This is a genomic window from Halococcus sp. AFM35, assembly GCF_051195015.1.
GTDB lineage: Archaea > Halobacteriota > Halobacteria > Halobacteriales > Halococcaceae > Halococcus.
Genome location: NZ_JBNTJU010000071.1, coordinates 1 through 3093 on the forward strand (window position 1 = coordinate 1; position 3093 = coordinate 3093).

Below are 3093 nucleotides of genomic sequence, written 5' to 3' on the forward strand. Positions count from 1 at the left end.
TTCGGGAGATACGTTTTCGCCAGCGGTCATACCGGTCCAACGGGTTCGTTCCTTAAGAATATTCAGCCGTCAGTATAGGCCAGAAATCGGAATCACGGCCCACCCGGGGGACGGCTCCCATCGAAAATCTCGTCCATTGCGTTTGAGAGGACGGAAAACGGCTTGTTGGTGTGGAAGGTCACGTTTTCATACGCCTGTTGGATGTGTTTTCGTTCGGGGTCGGTGTGGCTGGCTTTGAGCGACTCCAGTTCTTTGATGAGTCGCTGAAGTTCGTCTTCGTTTTCGATGATTTCGGCGGTGAGCGCGAGGCTTTTGATCGCCTTGGCCGCTGCGCGCCGCACGCGGCCGTCATCATCGGTAAGTGCGTTGAGATACAGCTCGCGGAGGCGCTCTCGATGGGAGGCTGTTTCGGCAGTGGTGTGGTCGCCCGGTAGTGCGTCGTCGGTGAACTCCGAGCCGACTGTTCGGAATGCTAGTCGGGGATAGAGTTCCGCTGCGAAGCGGATCGCGGACTGGCGCTGGTAGCCATCACCCTCGGCATACAGTTCTCGGCAGATTTCGAAGCCCTCATCGAACAACTCCGCCTGCTCTTCGAGTTCCATCTCGTGGACTTCATCGAGTGCGCGATTCACCTGCTCGGTATCCCCGGACCAGAGAGCCTCGAAGAATGCCGTCAGCGTGCGCTCCATACGCGGACATTCAGGACACAGCCGCGTAACTCCTCGGGATGACTGTATTGTGAGCCCGCAGTATCGACAGCCCGAAAACATTCTTTCCCCAATCAGTATGGCTTATTCGGGTCGCGGTTGTGGTACCTCCCAGATGCGATTCGAGTTCGACGGGGGCACGCTCCTGCTGCGGGAGGCCAGTGAGGAGGTTCCGTACGCGGAGTGGGATGACCGGGTTGAGGACTATCGCGCGCCCGCGTATCGGTATCGTCCCCTACTCGAATGGGCTGACGCATGGAATGATGACTCCAATTTCGCTACAGAGGAGTCAGCCCACCAAGAGTCCATCCAGTCAGCCAGTGTTGCGGTCGAGGATACGGCTCGGGCCTATCCCGCTCTCGCTCTCGATCCTGCACTCCAGATCGAACCACGCGAGTATCAGCAGGCAGCACTCGATGCGTGGCGAACCCATGATCGTCGAGGCAGCGTCGTGCTCCCGACTGGGAGCGGGAAGACATTTCTTGGGATCCAGGCGATCGCCGACGCTGGTGTTGCCACGCTTGTGGTCGCGCCGACGATCGATCTAATGAACCAGTGGCACGCGACGCTCACTAACGCCTTTGGCGATCAACTGCCCCATCAGAGCGGAGATGGGGCCGGACAGGCAGTCGGCGTGCTCGGTGGCGGGACGCATGAGATCAGGTCAGTCACGGTCACGACCTATGACAGCGCGTATCGCTATATCGACGAGTACGGCGACCGATTCGGGCTGCTGATCGCGGACGAAATTCACCACCTGCCGGCTCCGACTTACAGACAGATCCCCGAGATGACCATCGCACCGTATCGTCTCGGATTGACGGCTACCTATGAACGAGCCGACGATGCTCACGAACTTCTCGAAGAGACCGATCTCGTGGGTCCTGTTGTCTACGAAGAGGAGGTCGACGAGCTCGCCGGCGAGTATCTCAGCGAGTACGAAACCATCCACATGCAGGTTGAGCTGACCGACGATGAACGCGCCCAGTACGACGAGGAATATGGAATCTACCGCGAGTACGTCGATACCCACGATTTCGACCTCTGGAAGGCCGAGGGCTACCAGGAATTCCTCGCGCACACGTCGTATGACTCGGATGGTCGCCGGGCGTTGATCGCCAAGCAACGTGCCGAAGAACTCGCGCGCACAGCGTCGAAGAAACTCGACACACTGGATACGCTGCTCAAACGCCATCACGACGACCGCACGATCATCTTCACCGCGAACAACGACTTCGCCTACGAGATCTCTCAGGAGTTCATCGTCCCGTGCATCACCCATCAGACCAAAACCGACGAGCGCACGGAGATCCTCGAACGGTTCCGGACGGGCGAGTACTCGATCTTAGCGACGTCGCAGGTACTGGACGAGGGCATCGACGTGCCCGCTGCCAACGTCGGGATCATCTTGTCGGGGAGCGCGTCGAAACGCCAATACGCTCAACGTCTCGGGCGAATCCTGCGACCCACCGACGAGCGTCAGCCCGCGCGACTGTACGAGATCATCGCGACGGACACGATGGAGAACTACGTTTCTCAGCGCCGCCGCGAAGGCGTCGAGGCAGGAGCATGATCGCGACCGTGACCGGTAGAGTGAGACCAGAACTATGCTGACGGCCGACCTCGCGCGCTCGCGGACATCTGGTGATGAGATGACGCCGCTGTTCATCGATCCCGATGATACACGATATCGGAAGACGGCGGGCGAGTTGGTCGAACTGTTCGAGGCGCACGTGGGCAAGCCGAAGGCTGACCTCGATACGGCGATCGACCAGCTGACGGTGGCGGATACCGACTACAAGATCATCCAAGGGCTGGCGAAGCTGCTTCGTGACGAGTGCGACTTCGAGACGGTGGCGGCAGCCGATCCGCGCGAGATCCGCCAACGGCTGTTCGAGCGGGCCAATAACTCGTATCCGGTCGTTCGACAGCCGACGCTCGGTGCTGACGCCCAGAAGCTCGATGTCTACACAGCAGTCGCTGATGAGCTTGGCATCTCACTCGCGGAGTGTCATCAGGGGATGTACGCGGATCTCGATGCAAACAACCGTCTCGTGCGCTTTGGCGATCAGGTTGCCGAGTCGGTCGAACTGGACGTTGATGGAACGACCAGCACGACCCAGTTGACCGGCCAAAGCGCGGAGTCGTACACAGACGAGGCACTCACTGTCGAGTGGCTGTTGCATCGGTACAACCTCGCGCTCGCGCAGGCAGTACTCTACGATGCGACCGAGTTGCGCATTCGGGTCTGGGACCACTTTGCGACGGTGTTCAGCTACGTGAAGCTGTTCGGGCTAATGCACCGGATCTATACTCACGGACACAAATACGTGAAGAGATTCGGTGGTTCGATAGAATCGAGTGCAGCGAGAGCAGCGTCTCGAAG

The 3093-nt window shown here is 59.4% G+C and carries 3 protein-coding genes; 2 read left to right on the top strand and 1 reads right to left on the bottom strand.

From position 1 onward, the window contains the following. Positions 1-92: 92 nt before the first annotated feature. A complete protein-coding gene (locus ACQUQO_RS18010; protein WP_435080002.1) occupies positions 93-689 on the bottom strand; it encodes a HEAT repeat domain-containing protein in 597 nt (198 codons plus the stop codon). A 133-nt stretch (positions 690-822) separates the two neighbouring features. Between ACQUQO_RS18010 and ACQUQO_RS18015 the strand changes: the two genes are divergently transcribed. Continuing rightward, a complete protein-coding gene (locus ACQUQO_RS18015) occupies positions 823-2280 on the top strand; it encodes a DEAD/DEAH box helicase (RefSeq protein ID WP_435080004.1) in 1458 nt (485 codons plus the stop codon). 34 nt (positions 2281-2314) lie between these two features. Then, positions 2315-3093: DUF790 family protein (locus tag ACQUQO_RS18020; protein WP_435080006.1), on the top strand; the 779-nt coding region annotated here is incomplete at its 3' end.